Source organism: Streptomyces anandii JCM 4720 (assembly GCF_014650655.1).
Lineage (GTDB): Bacteria > Actinomycetota > Actinomycetes > Streptomycetales > Streptomycetaceae > Streptomyces > Streptomyces anandii.
This window is the reverse complement of the sequence record NZ_BMVJ01000065.1, coordinates 1-464: the sequence shown is the minus strand read 5'-3', so window position 1 is coordinate 464 and position 464 is coordinate 1. Positions and strand designations below refer to the sequence as shown.

1 protein-coding gene is annotated in these 464 nt (G+C 73.3%); it reads left to right on the top strand.

What is annotated here, in order from left to right; translation table 11 throughout:
• On the top strand, positions 1 to 464 hold a 464-nt coding region (locus tag IE249_RS35265), incomplete at both ends, for a ketoacyl-synthetase C-terminal extension domain-containing protein (protein ID WP_308434443.1).

Below are 464 nucleotides of genomic sequence, written 5' to 3'. Positions count from 1 at the left end.
ATCATCAAGATGGTGATGGCGATGCGGCACGGTGTGCTGCCGCAGACCCTGCACGTGGACGAGCCGTCCCCGCACGTCGACTGGTCGGCGGGCGCGGTCTCCCTGCTGACCGAGGCCCGAGAGTGGCCCGACACCGGCCGCCCGCGCCGGGCGGGTGTCTCCTCGTTCGGCATCAGCGGCACCAACGCCCACACCATCATCGAGCAGGCACCGCGGGAGGAGCCCGCCGCTGCGGTTTCCGCTTCCGGGGTGCCGTCCGTGCCGCTGGTGCTGACGGCCAAGACCGCTGATGCGCTGCGTGCGCAGGCGGAGCGGCTGCGGGACCGTATGGCGGCCGATCCGGAGCTCGCGCCGCTTGACGCGGCCTATTCGCTGGCCACCGGGCGCGGTGTCTTCGAGCACCGTGCGGCGGTCGTCGGGGGCGACCGGGAGGCCCTTGTCGCGGGCCTGACCTCGCTCGCCGA